At 55.1% G+C, this 14,109-nt stretch carries 11 protein-coding genes; all 11 read left to right on the top strand.

What is annotated here, in order from left to right; translation table 11 throughout:
* Nucleotides 1–491 precede the first annotated feature (491 nt).
* Entirely contained in the window at nucleotides 492–1,835 is a 1,344-nt protein-coding gene (rpoN, locus tag ACFPPD_RS05735) for an RNA polymerase factor sigma-54 (protein WP_378081476.1), read from the top strand.
* 5 nt (nucleotides 1,836–1,840) lie between these two features.
* Nucleotides 1,841–3,940, top strand: a complete 2,100-nt coding sequence (locus ACFPPD_RS05730; protein ID WP_209746669.1) for a sigma-54 interaction domain-containing protein — start codon at nucleotides 1,841–1,843, stop codon at nucleotides 3,938–3,940.
* Nucleotides 3,941–4,231: 291 nt separating this feature from the next.
* Nucleotides 4,232–5,305 (top strand): M20 family metallopeptidase, encoded by a 1,074-nt coding sequence (locus ACFPPD_RS05725; protein ID WP_378081474.1) that lies wholly within the window; start codon nucleotides 4,232–4,234, stop codon nucleotides 5,303–5,305.
* The gene (locus ACFPPD_RS05720) at nucleotides 5,295–6,056 is read left to right on the top strand and encodes an SDR family NAD(P)-dependent oxidoreductase (protein WP_209746665.1); all 762 of its coding nucleotides are present in this window, start codon (nucleotides 5,295–5,297) and stop codon (nucleotides 6,054–6,056) included. The genes ACFPPD_RS05725 and ACFPPD_RS05720 overlap by 11 nt, the downstream gene beginning before the upstream one ends.
* A gap of 21 nt (nucleotides 6,057–6,077) precedes the next feature.
* Nucleotides 6,078–7,436 (top strand): glutamine synthetase family protein, encoded by a 1,359-nt coding sequence (locus tag ACFPPD_RS05715; protein WP_209746663.1) that lies wholly within the window; start codon nucleotides 6,078–6,080, stop codon nucleotides 7,434–7,436.
* Between the two features lie 40 nt (nucleotides 7,437–7,476).
* Nucleotides 7,477–8,931 carry an NAD-dependent succinate-semialdehyde dehydrogenase gene (locus ACFPPD_RS05710; protein WP_209746662.1) on the top strand — a complete coding sequence of 485 codons (1,455 nt, stop codon included), beginning with the start codon at nucleotides 7,477–7,479 and terminating at the stop codon, nucleotides 8,929–8,931.
* Between the two features lie 27 nt (nucleotides 8,932–8,958).
* The gene (locus tag ACFPPD_RS05705; RefSeq protein ID WP_209746660.1) at nucleotides 8,959–9,252 is read left to right on the top strand and encodes an ACT domain-containing protein; all 294 of its coding nucleotides are present in this window, start codon (nucleotides 8,959–8,961) and stop codon (nucleotides 9,250–9,252) included.
* Nucleotides 9,253–9,285: 33 nt separating this feature from the next.
* Nucleotides 9,286–10,695 (top strand): MFS transporter, encoded by a 1,410-nt coding sequence (locus ACFPPD_RS05700; RefSeq protein WP_209746658.1) that lies wholly within the window; start codon nucleotides 9,286–9,288, stop codon nucleotides 10,693–10,695.
* Entirely contained in the window at nucleotides 10,692–11,801 is a 1,110-nt protein-coding gene (locus ACFPPD_RS05695) for a Leu/Phe/Val dehydrogenase (RefSeq protein ID WP_209746656.1), read from the top strand. Before ACFPPD_RS05700 ends, ACFPPD_RS05695 begins: the two co-directional genes overlap by 4 nt.
* Nucleotides 11,802–11,907: 106 nt before the next feature.
* Nucleotides 11,908–13,299, top strand: a complete 1,392-nt coding sequence (locus ACFPPD_RS05690) for an APC family permease (protein ID WP_209746654.1) — start codon at nucleotides 11,908–11,910, stop codon at nucleotides 13,297–13,299.
* 24 nt (nucleotides 13,300–13,323) lie between these two features.
* Nucleotides 13,324–14,082, top strand: coding sequence for an SDR family NAD(P)-dependent oxidoreductase (locus tag ACFPPD_RS05685; RefSeq protein WP_209746652.1), 759 nt, complete (start codon nucleotides 13,324–13,326; stop codon nucleotides 14,080–14,082).
* The last annotated feature ends 27 nt before the right edge of the window (nucleotides 14,083–14,109 follow it).

Genomic DNA, 14,109 nt, shown 5'->3' with positions numbered 1-14,109 from the left:
ATAACCGTAAAAACCGTGAATTTATTTTTCATAGCGATGCTCCTTGACCAAGACGAAGGTCCCGGGAAATATATATGGTTTTTTTCCTTCTATAAGGTGCTTTAAGAGTGTGGCAAGGGTTTTAATATGAACTGTTGATCCTTGTGCTTTCCATCAACAGATCAATCATCCGAACAATTGCAACATTCTCCTGACTATTTGGTCTTGGCTGAATATACCGGATCCCGCGGCCTTGGCGTTCCCGGTACTCGACTGCGTGTAGCGTACTTGAAATTGGCGGAGAGTGTCAGTCAATTGAATGGGCCGGATCGGCATGGACATATTTTTTAGTTGAATAATCGACAAATTACGATGTACACTTACGTTAACAAATGTCACATAAACTCGATAATACATTCGTTTCATTCGTTCAGTTCGGGGAGTTTTGAGTCGGATATTTACAGTTTTTTGTGTCTGCGTGATATTTCCTGACGCGGAATCGCGAAGAGAGGATGATCCCTATACCCGTGCAGCTTGGCTCCCTACAGGTCCAGACGACAAAGCAGGTCCTCAATCAAGAAATGCGGCAAGGTTTGTTCATCCTGCAAATGTCCGCCTCAGAATTGAATCAATATATACAAGAACAGATTATGGACAATCCTATACTGGAAGAAATCCCTGCGGTACACGAAGAGAATTACGCGGTAACCTATGAATCGAGAATCGAGGATTTCGCCCGGAACGGGGATGCAATATCCAATTGGGCGGATGATGGCGGAGAGAACCTGGAGCAGCATTTGCTTAGTCAATTGAATTGTATCGTCGGGCTTTCGTCCAAGCTGCGCCGGATGGCGCGTTATATTATCGGAAACTTGAATGAGAACGGGTATTTGAAGGTGTCGCTCGAGGAGTTGACCTCCCTGCTGAACCAGCCGATGGGCGAAGTCCGCAAAGCGTGGGCGTTGGTGCGGACGTTCGAGCCGGCAGGCGTGGCGGCGGCCGATCTCCGGGATTGCTTGCTGCTTCAGCTCGCATCTTTGAATCCCCGCCGACCGTTGGCCGAGAAAGTGGTGGAGCATGCGCTGGAGCCGCTGGCGCTCGCCCAGTACGAGCGGATCGCAGAGCTCTTTGGGGCGACAGTCGCAGAGGTGAAGGAAGCGGGGGCAACGATCAGAGAGTTGAATCCACGTCCCGGCACTGAATACAGTAAGGGAATTATGCCTTATTTGACACCGGATGTATGGGTGCGGCGCGTCGATAGCCGTTACGAGGTGACCCTCGACGAGACATCGATTCCCAGATTGGCTTTCAGCGAAAGATATCTTGGCCTATTAAACCAAAGCCGAACGACCGATGCCGAACGCCGGTATATAAAATCCCGTGTCCACTCGGCTCAATGGCTGCAGCGCTGCTTGCAGGAACGGGGAGGCACTTTGCTCAGGGTCATGCGCCTCTTGGTCGAGTGGCAAACCGATTTTCTGGGAGGGGGTCCTGGATATTTGAAGCCGCTGACGCTTAAGGATATTGCGGAAAGGGTAGGTCTTCACGAATCGACCGTCAGCCGGACGCTAAGCGGGAAGTATGCCTCTACGCCTAGGGGAATCGTTGAGCTGAAATCTTTTCTTTGCTCATCCTCTTTCGCGACCGCGGGCGCGGCGGCTTCCTCCGAAAGCGTCAAATACCGAATCAAGAGCTTGATCGAGTCGGAGAATAGCCGCGAACCTTACTCAGACCAGCAGTTGTCAAAACTTCTATTGGAAGCCGGAATAGGGATCGCGCGGCGTACGGTTGCCAAATACCGCGAACAGCTAGGGATCGCTTCGGCACAGCGAAGAGCAGACAAACAGATGGGGTGATTCCATTGCAGCGTTTGAAGATTGCGGTTATTGCCGGCAGCGTCGGAACCAGCTCGATGCTTTGTCGGCAACTGGAGCCTTTGCTTGGCGGCTACATGCAATTCCTTCCTTATTCCGTGCATGATTGGACGGGAACCGAAGAAGTAGATCTGGTCATGATCAGTTCCCACATTCTCTTCATCAAGCATTCTCCCTTCCATGTGAAGAACAAGACAGACATTCTGATCATCAAACGCACCTTGTCCAAAGAAGGATGGGGCATGATCCGCCAACTGTCCCCGGGAGAAAAGTATCTTGTCGTGAACGACGAGCGTGATTCCGTCGTCGAGTCCATATCCCTTCTCTACGAGTTAGGGCTCAGGCATGTCGATCTCGTGCCGTATTATCTCGGAGCTCCGGATAACCGGAACGTCACAATGGCGATTACCCCGGGCGAACCCCAGCTTGTCCCGGAATACGTAACCCATACGATCGATATTGGTGCCAGGGTGGTCGATCTGAGCACGATCGTCGAGCTGTTGACCCGTTTCCATCTTCTGAACTCGGAAATGAGGGGTGTACTGAACGCCTATGCGAAGACAATCGCGACTTCCAATCTCGGACTTCAAGTGACTCTTCAAGAGCTGGTCAACGGTAAGAACCTTTTCGAAGAGACGCTGAATATGGTTCAAGACGGGGTCGTGACCTTCGATGAACGGGGGGTAATCGCGTTCATCAACGATACCGCCGAAGACCTGCTCCAATCCAGACGTGATGCGTCGAATCTGAGTATCCAGCAACTGTTGCGGTACCAAGGAATCGACCCGCAATTTCTCCAAGGCGACGTGAAGGATCAATTGATTACGATTAGAGACCAGACGGTGATTGCGAATGCGACGTGGATCCGCGGCCATTCTTCGGTGCGGGTGCTTATTCTCAAAATCGCCAAGAAAGTGGAAGAACTCGAGCTCAAGCTGCGGACGCAGCTGAGGCAGAACGGGCACGCGGCTAAATTTACCTTCAAGGATATCGTGACGGAATCGCCTGTCATGAAACGGATCATTGGAAGGGCCCGGAAAATGGCAAATAACGATTTCAGCATCCTGCTGCTTGGCGAGAACGGAACGGGCAAAGAATTGTTCGCGCATTCGATCCACCAGTATTCTCACAGGAGTAAGTTCCCGTTCATCGCGTTCAACTGCGGCGCGTTGCCCGAGAACCTGCTGGAGAGCGAATTGTTCGGCTATGAGGAAGGCGCGTTCACGGGGGCGAGAAGAGGCGGAAAACCGGGATTGTTCGAACAGGCGCACAAAGGCACGATATTTCTAGACGAGATCGGGGATATCTCTCCCGCGCTTCAAACCCGCCTGCTGCGCGTTCTCCAGCACAAGGAGATTCTGAAGGTCGGCGGTACGAGAATGCTGCCCGTAGATGTCAGGGTCATTGCGGCGACGCACCGCGACCTCCCCCGGATGGTGAAAGAAGTGACGTTCCGGGAGGATTTGTATTACCGGCTGAAAGTGCTTCAGATCGATATTTTGCCGCTTCGCGAGAGGAAAGAAGACATTCCGGCCCTGATCCGATTCTTCTTGGAGAGAAGAGGGCTTCCCTTCGACTTGTCCGGGCCGATCATGGAAGCGATGCTGAATTACGAATGGCCGGGCAACATTCGGGAGTTGGAGAATACCATCGAATATCTTTCCATCATGGGAGACGAGACGTTCGAGGTGGAGGACCTCCCGTTTCTGACCCAACGTTCTGCAAATCCTCTATCCAAGCCGGAGGAGGAAGGAGTGTTTCGGCCGGACGCCGTCCAGGCCGCCTCACCGACGTTCGGGAACGATGGAGAGAGCTTGGGAGAGAACCGGCTCATCACCGTGTCTGCCGCAGGAATCGACGCGGAGCGTCTCCTGCTCGAACTGGTCTTAGGGGCCAACCGTACAGGAAGGCATACCGGGCGCAGAAACTTGGCGGGTATGGCCCGTGAGCGGGGCTTGATCATGACAGAAAACGAGATCCGCAAGCGAATGGAAAGTTTAAGAGCGCAAGGCTTGGTTGACATTCGACTTGGCCGCTCGGGCTGCATGCTGACGGCGGAAGGTTTCAAGCGTCTGCAGCAACTCTAAATCGACCGGCGGGCATTAATAGGATTTTTACACCTTCTGTTCATTTGAACAGAAGGTGTGTCTTTTTTAAGACGCTGAGATCGTCTTTCTTACCCGCTTGATCATCGGCGAATGGGATAAATGGGTTAATTGGGTTTATCGGGTTAATTGGGATGAGCTGGAGGTGTTCATACGGATACAAGCATTGAAAATCGCGTAAAAAGAGCTGGCATGATTCTTGCTTGATTATAATGTGTAGATATTTTTTGTTACAGGGAGGGTCTGGAGCTGAGTACATTACCGCTTGAGAACGTGGAAGCGAAACGAATCGTTGATCTTGCCCAGACGCTCATCCGGTTTCAGAATACGAACCCGGAGCGCGTTAACCGCTGCGCGGATTATTGCGCCGATTGGTTGCGGGAGGCGGGGCTCGACACTAGGGTTTACGAACACCGGGGTTTGAAGAGCGTCGTGGCGTCCGTCGGAAGCGGCAGCCCGACCATCGTTCTGAACGGTCATCTGGATGTCGTTCCCGCCCAGCCGGAACTTTTCGAACCCCGGCTGGAGAACGGCAAGCTGTACGGAAGAGGCAGCTACGATATGTTGGGCGCAGTAGCCTGCATGATGCTGCTGATGCAGGATCTTGCTCAAACGCCGCCGGATTGCACGGTCGTTCTGTGTTTGGTCCCGGACGAAGAAAGCGGCGGAGAGCTCGGAACGGGATTTCTCGTTGAACAAGGATGGTTGGGCGATATCGCGATTTGCGGAGAGCCGACCAACTTGGACATCGCCATCCAATCCAAAGGGATTTTGCAGATCGTCGTTGAAGTCGCAGGCATCGCGGCGCACGGAAGTCGTCCTTGGCTGGGCAGGAATGCGATCTTGGAGGCACAGGAGCACTATCTGACGATCGCTTCGCTGCATTTCTTCCATGAAGAATCGCCATTTCTTGGCAAGGCCTCGCTTAATTTGGCCAAGATCGAGGCAGGCAAAGCTTTTAACCAAGTGCCTGACCAATGCAAGATGGGAATCGACATCCGTTATTTGCCGGATCAAGATCCGGAGCTTCTTCTAGAGGCTATCCGGAAGGCGGTACCTTCGGCCGAGGTTAAGGTTCATTTCCAAGGGACGCCGGTGAACACCGATCCGGATAACGTATGGGTCAGCAAACTGAGGAAGCATTCGGGAACGCTTTTCTTCGGCCAGGAGGGTTCCGCGGACACGAGATTCTATGCGGAACGGGGAATGCCGGCCGTCGAATTCGGTCCTTCCGGAGCTAACCATCATGGGCCTGGAGAATACGCGGATGTTCAGTCTTTATGCGAATACAAGAGCATTTTGAAGCAATTCATTACTCACGTAAAGGATGAGGGACATGAAGTTTAAAGACAAAGCGGTAATTGTGACGGGTGCAGGCTCCGGGAACGGACGTTCCATAGCCCTTCGATTCATGGAGGAGGGCGCCAAAGTCGTCGTGGCGGATTTGAATCTGAACGGAGCCAATGAGACCATATCGCTCGCCGGAGAAGGAAGCACCGCAATCGCCGTTAAGGCGGACGTCACGAATAAAGCGGAAGTGGAGGCGATGGTCGCGGCAGCTGTTGAAGCTTTCGGTACGCTTGATATTCTCGTCAACAATGCGGGTATCGTTGCTTTCACCGAATTTCTTGAACTGTCCGAGGAGGAGTGGGACAAGGTGCACAACGTGAACCTGAAAGCTCCGTTCCTATGCTCCCAGGCCGCCGCCAAAGCCATGATCAGCAATGAAACCAAGGGTCGAATCGTTAACATCACTTCGGTTGAAGCGCACCGCATCGTCTCCAGCAGCGGGCATTGCCAGCCGCATTACAATTCATCCAAGGGTGGTCTCAACCTGCTGACCAAAGCGGTCGCGCTTGAGCTGGCTCCTTACGGCATCACGGTGAACGCCGTAGCTCCCGGCGTTGTGGAAACTCCGTTCACGGCGGGCGGACTGAAGAATCCGGAGGTCCGGGAATGGGTGCTGGACCGGATTCCGGTCGGACGTATCGCGAGCCCGTTCGACATTGCCAACGCGGTTCTTTTTCTGGCCTCGCAGGAGTCGGAGTATATTACGGGTTCGACGGTATTCGTAGACGGCGGTTGGACGATTCATTAACGAACGAGGGAGGAACGGATCGTGACGAGATTAAGCATCGAGGAATTGTCCCGTTTGACGGCGTCAGGAGAGATCAATTCGGTCATTATCGCCGGAGTAGACATGCAGGGCAAGCTGTTCGGAAAAAGGGTGCCCGCGCGCTACTTCCTGGAGGAAGCCCAAGAAGGTATCCATACTTGCGCATTGAACCTGGCTTGGGATGTCAGTTTGAACTTCGGAGCGTTCGATTATTGCAACTGGGATACGGGAGTTCACGACATGAAGACGATTCCCGACCTATCGACGCTCCGTCCTTATCCATGGTCTCCCGGAACGGCACTGGTTCTCGCGGACTTGGAGGAGAAGAGCGGAGAGGCCGTCAGCATCGCTCCTCGGAACATTCTGAAACGGCAGATCGCCAAGGCCGAAGGGATGGGCTTCAAGGCGTATGCGGCTTCTGAAATCGAGTTTTATGTATTCAAGGAGACTTCCGATTCGGCGAGAGAGAAGAATTTTGCCAATCTTAAACCGCTGTTTCCGTATCCGATCGATTACTCGATCTACCGTCTGACGGTCGACCACTGGTTTCTCGGCCAGCTCACCTCCAACCTGGAAGCCGTCGGCGTTCCGATCGAAGCGCTGAAGGGCGAGTGGGGAAACGGGCAGGTCGAGCTTAACGTCAGGTATGCCGAAGCGCTGGAGATGGCGGACCGAACGGCGATATACAAGAACGGTATCAAGGAAATGGCCGCGCTGAACCAGTTAATGGTGACATTCATGGCGAAGCAGGATACGAACGATTCCGGCAGCAGCGGACATACGCACATCAGCCTGTGGGATAGCGCGGGAACGGTCAACGTGCTGCACGATCCGGACAAGGAGTACGGCTTGTCCGAGACGGGCCGGCATTTCCTTGGCGGAATGCTCGCTCTCGCGCCGGAGCTTATGGTGTTCTATGCGCCCTATGTCAATTCGTACAAGAGGCTCATGGATTTCGGCTCGGGCGCGCCCAATACAATAAGCTGGGGCATCGACAACCGCAGCACATCGTTCCGGTTCGACGGCAAGGGCAAATCAAGCCGGTTCGAGAATCGGGTGCCGGGAGCCGACGTGAATCATTACTTGGTTATTGCGGCGATGATGGCTTCCGGACTATACGGGATCGAGCACCGCATCGATATTCCGCAGCCGATCAAAGGCAATGCGGGCGTTATGGATTTGCGGAAGCTGCCGACGAATTTATACGAGGCAAGGAAAATTCTGGAGGGAAGCGAGATTGCCCGTGAGCTTCTTGGCGACGAGGTCGTCCGGCATTATTTGCAAGCCGTTGATCTGGAGTTGAAAGAATATTTCACGGTCGTAACCGATTGGGAGCGCCGAAAATATTTCGAATTTATCTAAGAAGTCCGAACAATTGCATGCATAGGAGGAACGCGCGAATATGAGCACGGCTGTTAAGGAAACTTGGAACCACAACTGGATCGACGGCCGACAAGCCGCGTCATCCGCGACCTTGGAAGTTTTCGACCCATCGAACGGACAGGAGATCGGACGAATTCCCGATCTGGAGAGCGAGCGCGTGACGGAGGCGGTCGATGCCGCTTCCGCGGCTTTCCCCGAGTGGTCCGTTCTTCCCGCGCAAGCGAGGGCTGCATTTCTGGAGGAATGGGCTTCCCTGCTGGTACGAGAGAAGAAAACATTAGGCGAGCTGTTGTCGAGGGAGCAGGGGAAGCCGCTTACGGAGGCGACGGGAGAGATCGAAGGAACGGCGGCGATCATCCGCTGGTACGCCGAAGAGAGTAAACGGGCCTATGGCGAGATTATTCCGGCTTCCAATCCGGGACAGCAATTGCTGGTATACAGGGAGCCTGTGGGGCCGGTGGCGCTCATTACTCCGATGAATTTCCCCGCGGCAACCGTCGCCCGCAAAGTAGCGCCGGCTCTTGCGGCCGGCTGCACGGTCGTCCTGAAGCCGGCCGAGACGACGGCGATGACGGCCATCGCCATGTTCGGCTACCTGCAGCAGACCGGAATTCCCCGGGGAGTCGCGAATTTGGTTACGGGCGTGCCTTCGCGTATCGGCGCTCAGCTCATGGCCGACTTCCGCATTCGCAAGCTTTCGTTCACCGGCTCCACTCAAGTGGGCAAGACGCTAATGGCTCAAGCGGCCGTTACGGTTAAGCGGGTGTCGCTGGAGTTGGGCGGCAACTCTCCGGTCATCGTGTTTCCCGACGCGGACTTGGACAAAGCGGCTGCCCAAATCGTAGGCAATAAATTCGAGAACTGCGGACAGGTGTGCAACGGAATCAACTTGGCCTACGTTCATCGGGACGTTCATGAAGCGCTGCTGGGCAAGCTGCTGCCGCTCGTGAGGAATTTGAAAGCCGGGGCGGGAAGCGAACCTGGCACGGACATCGGACCGCTCATTAACGATCGGGCTCTGGCGAAGGTGGAACGTCTGGTGAACGACGCCGTGGCCAAAGGCGCGAAGGTTCTGACAGGCGGGGAGCGTCCGTCTGGAGAAGCATATGCAGGAGGAAGCTTCTACTTGCCGACCTTGCTGGATGGCGTGACCTCGGAGATGGATCTGACCAGGGAGGAGATATTCGGACCTGTTCTGCCCATCCTTGTTTTCGATACCGAGAGCGAAGTGGTCAAGCGGGCGAACGCTACCCGATACGGGCTTGCCGCCTACGTGTTTACATCCGACTTCGCGAGGATTCACCGGCTGATTCAGAAGCTGGAGAGCGGCAACATCGCGGTCAACGGCACGTCGCTAGCCTACGCGCAGGCTCCGTTCGGCGGCATCAAGGAGAGCGGCGTCGGGCGCGAAGGAGGACGGCACGGGTTAGAGGAATTCTCGGTGCTGAAATATGTCGCTTTGACTACAGGATAATGCCGGAAGGAAGAGGAGGGCGGACGTATGCCGGGATCTACGGAATCTACGCGTGCGCTTGCGGTTTGGCTGATCAAGAGTCCGGACGTTCTGCTTCGGGCGACGGGATTGTTCGCCAGAAGAGGGCTTGAGATCGAAGGACTGACGGTTGGCGATTCCGGGAATGACGGGCTCTGGCTCATGACGTTGAAGGCGGAAGCGGAACCGTCCGAATGGGTGCAACTGACCGAACGCTTGCGCAAAATTATCGGAGTGATCCATGTGAACGGAGTGATCCGAGAGGACGAAGAGACGAAGGACCCCCGCTTAATCGATGGTTGAGCATGGTGATGGAAACATTGGGGAGGTGAGGCCATGACGGCATGCATTTTATCGGTAACGGTTCGTAACCGGCCAGGCGTATTGGCCCGGGTATCGGATTTATTCGCCCATTCCGGGACGAACATCGACCGGATGACGGTCGGGGAAATTCGGAATCCATCTCTGTCCAGGATGAAGATCGAAGCCCGTCTGGACGAGGTGAGACTAAAAAATATCATTGGATGCCTGCAACGGATGCAGGACGTGCTGGATATCCGGACCTTCCAATCCCGTTCGAGAAAGTTCGCCTACTGGTCGGTTGTATACGGGCTGTTCGTCACGATTCTCGGTCTTAATCTGGCGACTCCGTTATATGCCGTCTACAAGGCGCAATGGGGATTAACCCCCGGCATCATTACGTTGGTGTTCGCCGCGTATGCTCTGGCCGTCATTCCCTCGATCGTTCTCTTCGGCCAATTATCGGACCGGATCGGATACCGTAAGCTTCTTGCGGCAGGCGCCGTGGCGGCGCTGTCGGGATCCGCTTGCATGGCTCTGGCGGACGGCTTGCCGATGCTGCTCTTGGCCAGAACGCTTCAAGGCCTGTCCGTCGGCCTGTTCAACGGAATCGCGGTATCGGCGATGACCGCGCTCCACCGGAACAAAGACAGGCAGCGCTCGGCGTTTCTCGCAGCCGCCGCCGTTACGGCAGGCAACGCATTGGGGCCGGTGATGTCGGGCGCGCTGGCCCAGTTCGGGCCTTGGCCGACGCAACTTCCCTACCTTGCGCACATCGTGCTCGTCCTCCCCGGCTTGGCTTGCTTGCTGGTTTCCAGGGCTGCGCCGCGCAAATCCGGAGGACCCCGGCTTCATTGGCCCGCCATTCCAAGAGGGCTTCTCATGCCCTTCCTCCTCTCGTCGGTCACTTCTTTTATCGCATGGGCGGTGATCAGCCTGTTCATGTCCGTTATTCCTTCCTACATGGAGGAATGGATCGGGACGAGCAGTCTGCTGATGTCCGGAGTCACGTCGGCATCCGTTCTTGCCGTATCCGCAGCTTCCCAATTGATATTCGGCCGGCTGTCCCCGGAGAAGATGGCGCTTGCCGGCTTCGTCTTACTCGGGGGCGGGTTGATTTCGCTAGTGCTGGCCATTCATGCGGGTTCGGGGTTATTGTTGGCCGTTTCCGTGTTGTTTACGGGCTTGGGGCACGGTCCGTTATACGCGGGAAGCCTGGCTCTGACCAACAACATGGCACCCGAGCATTCAAGGGGAGACATGATTTCTTCGTATTACGCGGTGACTTATCTGGGAGTGGCCCTTCCGGTCATGGGGCTCGGGCTGTTGGCGCAGCCGCTAGGTTTAGAGTCTGCGATCGGCGGGTTCGTTCTCGTGCTTGGCTTCATGTCGGCTGTCGGAATGTGGGGATGGAGTATGATAAATAAATGGAGGAAACCGGTATGAGTTTGTTTGAAACGATGGAGAAAGACGACTACGAGGAAGTATTGTTCTGTCAGGATAAGAGTTCAGGATTGAAGGCGATCGTGGCCATCCATGATACGACTCTTGGTCCCGCTTTGGGCGGGTCGAGAATGTGGACCTACGCTTCCGAAGAAGCGGCCTTGGAGGACGCGCTTAGACTAGCTAAGGGAATGACTTACAAGAATGCCGTGTCCGGACTCAATCTTGGTGGCGGCAAGGCCGTCATCATCGGAAATCCGAAGACGGACAAGAGCGAAGCGCTGTTCCGGGCGTTCGGACGTTACATCCAGGGCCTTGGAGGACGTTACATTACCGCCGAGGATGTGGGGACAACGACGGAGGACATGGACTTGATCTATCAAGAGACCGACTACGTGACGGGAGTCTCCCCAAGCTTCGGCTCTTCCGGCAATCCCTCGCCGGCAACGGCATACGGCGTTTATCAGGGGATTAAGGCAGCTGCCGGGGAAGCGTTCGGTTCGGACTCTCTGGAAGGCAGGGTCGTTGCCGTCCAAGGAGTAGGCAGCGTTGCGAATCGGTTATGCCAATATTTGAGCGAAGAAGGGGCGAAGCTGGTCGTCACGGACATCGACAAGGAAGCGGTCAGAAGAGCCGTGGAGAGCTTCGGCGCCGTGGCGGTCGACCCTGCCGACATCTATTCGGCGGACTGCGACATTTATGCTCCATGCGCTCTTGGAGCGACGTTGAACGACGATACGATTCCTCTTCTCAAGGCAAGGGTGATCGCCGGATCCGCCAACAATCAGCTTAAGGAGTCGCGCCACGGGGACCGCCTTCACGAGCTCGGTATCGTCTACGCGCCGGACTATGTCATCAACGCGGGCGGAGTCATCAATATCGCTGACGAGCTTAGCGGATACAACCAAGAGCGCGCCTACAAGAAGATCGCCGAGATTCGCTCCAGCATCGCCAGCATATTCGAGATTTCGAGAAGGGAACGAATTCCCTCCTATGTTGCGGCCGATCGTCTGGCAGAAGATAGAATCATGCGGATGAAGAACGTGAGGAGCACATTCGTTCAGAACGGGCTGCACTCTCTCAGCCGCAGAAAGACGAGCGCCCATTAACCCCCCGGATTCGGAATCGCCGTTCCTGATGCGGTTAGTCCGGACATTCGCCTCCGGGTGAAGCGAGACGCATGTCCGCAACATAAACGAAGGTGAGGTAATCATGATGTCAAAGGTGATTGATCCGCAAGCAGTGTCCAATCCGGATGAGGCCAAGACAGGTTATGCGCAGGAATTGAAGAGAACCCTGACCTTTAAAGATCTGGTTATTTTCGGTCTCATCACGATGCTCCCGATTGCTCCGACGCAGGTATACGCCGTGGCGGCGAGCGAGAGCTTCGGCATGGCTCCTCTCGTCTATCTGGTCGGCGTCATCGCCATGGTATTCACGGCGTACAGCTACAGCTCGATGAGCCGGGAATTTCCCATTGCCGGCTCCGCTTACTCCTTCGTGCAGCGCGGTCTGAATCCGCACGTAGGTTTCCTGACTGGCTGGATCATTATTATGGACTACCTGATTATTCCCGGCATGCTGATCGCCTTCTCCAACCTCTGGCTTTCCGCCGTCTTTCCGGGAGTTCCGGCACTGCTTATCATTTTGCTCTTCGCCTTCATCATTACATTCGTTAATGCGCGTGGAATTTCTTTGACTAGGTGGGCCAGCTACCTGTTTCTGTTCTGTCAGCTGGGCTTGATCGCCATCTTCATCATATGCGGACTGAAGTACGTGCTCATGGATGGGCACGGGATAGGCGGCTTCTCGCTCACGCCGTTCTATCAGCCGGGAAAGATCGACCTGCAATTCATCGCTTCCGCCGCTTCTATCGCGGTGCTCGGATTTATCGGCTTCGACGCAATCAGCACCCTCTCCGAAGAGACCAAGAATCCGACCCGGACGGTCGGTCCGTCCGTCGTCGCCAGTCTCTGCCTGATCGGTTTGCTCTTCCTGGGCCAATCGTACATGGCTTCCTTGGCGCATCCCAATTATGAGGACCTCGATCCGGGAATGGGCTACTTCGACATTATCCGGGAAGTGGGAGGCGACGGACTTTATTACGCCTTCATCCTGATCGGAGTCCTCGCGGTAGGGATCGCCAACGCGCTTACGGTTCAATCGGCCATCTCCCGCGTTATCTTCTCGATGAGCCGGGACAAGCTGCTTCCGTTCTCCGGAATCTTGTCGAAAGTCCACTCCAAGTACAAAACGCCTGCAAACGCCACGATTTTCGTAGGACTGGCATCGGTATTAGTCGCCTTATTCCTGTCGCTCGATTTTCTGGCGAAGCTCGTAAACTTCGGGGCCATGACGACATACATGCTGTTGAATCTGTCGGTCGTCTCGCACTTCTTTCTTAAGAAGAAGGAGCGCAGTCTGAAAGGTTTCTTCCGGTATCTGATCTCGCCGTTGATCGGCTTCGCGGTCATCGCGTTCATCTGGAGCGGTTTCGATCGGACGACGTACGTAATCGGCTTCACCTGGCTCGCAATCGGCATCGTATTCGGTGCGATCAAATCGAAGGGATATAAGGAAGTACCACCGGTACTGGGAGAGGTTTAGTAGACAAATCGAGGAGGAGCCACCATGAGATTATCGGGGAAAACAGCCATCGTCACCGGTGCGGCGCGAGGAATCGGTTACCATATTTCCAAGCGTTTCGCAGAAGAAGGATGCTCGGTCGTCATGGCCGACCTCTCGGTAGAGGGGGAAGAGGCTTCGAGGCAGTTAAGCGAAGCCGGTGCAAACGTGTTCTACTATCGCGCGGACGTATCCAAGAACGATTCCGTGGAAGGGTTGGTTAGCTTTACGCTCGAGAAGTTTGGGAAGGTGGACATTCTGGTCAACAACGCGGCCATTAATATTCCGGGCTCCATCCTCGAGCTGTCGGAGGAATTGTGGGATCGTACTTACGAGGTGAATGTCAAGTCCATGTTCCTGATGTCCCGGGCGGTTGTGCCCGCGATGTTGGCGGGCGGCGGGGGGGCGATCGTCAACCTCGGGTCGGCAAACAGCTATGTGGCGGAACCGAGGCTTGCGGCGTACGTCTCCTCCAAAGGCGCGATCCTGATGTTATCCAAAGCGATGGCGCTTGACTTTGCCCAAGACAACATCCGCGTCAATTGCATTTGTCCGGGATGGGTGGACACGACCTTCAACGACCGTCATGCCGAGCTGTTCGGCGGTAGTGCGGAAGTGCTGAAGAACATTCGGGACATTCATCCGATCGGACGGACGATACAACCTGTCGAAATCGCGAATGCGGCATTGTTTCTTGCCTCCGAGGAAGCAAGCGCCATCACCGGGGCAGGCCTTCTTGTAGACGGGGGATACACGATCAAATAACGACCGTTGCCGGGAAATACGGTGAAT

It is taken from the genome of Cohnella suwonensis, assembly GCF_042655365.1.
Taxonomy (GTDB): domain Bacteria; phylum Bacillota; class Bacilli; order Paenibacillales; family Paenibacillaceae; genus Cohnella; species Cohnella suwonensis.
Note: the sequence above shows the minus strand (reverse complement) of the source record. Positions and strands in the feature narration are given on the sequence as shown.

Coding starts and splice junctions, on each gene's coding strand:
- rpoN (WP_378081476.1), top strand. CDS start 492: ATGATCCCTATACCCGTGCAGCTTGGCTCCCTACAGGTCCAGACGACA.
- ACFPPD_RS05720 (WP_209746665.1), top strand. CDS start 5,295: ATGAAGTTTAAAGACAAAGCGGTAATTGTGACGGGTGCAGGCTCCGGG.
- ACFPPD_RS05710 (WP_209746662.1), top strand. CDS start 7,477: ATGAGCACGGCTGTTAAGGAAACTTGGAACCACAACTGGATCGACGGC.
- ACFPPD_RS05705 (WP_209746660.1), top strand. CDS start 8,959: ATGCCGGGATCTACGGAATCTACGCGTGCGCTTGCGGTTTGGCTGATC.
- ACFPPD_RS05700 (WP_209746658.1), top strand. CDS start 9,286: ATGACGGCATGCATTTTATCGGTAACGGTTCGTAACCGGCCAGGCGTA.
- ACFPPD_RS05695 (WP_209746656.1), top strand. CDS start 10,692: ATGAGTTTGTTTGAAACGATGGAGAAAGACGACTACGAGGAAGTATTG.
- ACFPPD_RS05690 (WP_209746654.1), top strand. CDS start 11,908: ATGTCAAAGGTGATTGATCCGCAAGCAGTGTCCAATCCGGATGAGGCC.
- ACFPPD_RS05685 (WP_209746652.1), top strand. CDS start 13,324: ATGAGATTATCGGGGAAAACAGCCATCGTCACCGGTGCGGCGCGAGGA.